The sequence below is a fragment of the Enterococcus sp. C53 genome, from assembly GCF_040887425.1.
In the GTDB taxonomy this organism is placed as follows: Bacteria; Bacillota; Bacilli; order Lactobacillales; family Enterococcaceae; genus Enterococcus_B; species Enterococcus_B hirae.
On record NZ_JBFOFT010000040.1, the window covers coordinates 1 to 227 of the forward strand.

Annotated in this window: 1 pseudogene; it reads left to right on the forward strand. The window is 39.2% G+C overall.

The features are described from left to right. Window positions 1-173 (forward strand): annotated as a pseudogene (locus AB3I42_RS14090) (IS6 family transposase); the annotation flags it as partial. Between the last annotated feature and the right edge of the window lie 54 nt (window positions 174-227).

A 227-nucleotide genomic window follows, 5' to 3' on the forward strand; every position in this document is an offset into this window, starting at 1 on the left:
ATCGTCCAGTAAAGAGACGCAATAAATTCTATCGAAGTTTACGCACTGCCTCTACCACGATTAAAGGCATGGAAGCCATTCGAGGATTATATAAGAAAACCCGAAAAGAAGGCACTCTCTTCGGGTTTTCGGTCTGCACTGAAATCAAGGTATTATTGGGAATCCCAGCTTAAATCATAGATACCGTAAGGGATTTTATTCTTTATTTAAAACTTTGCAACAGAACC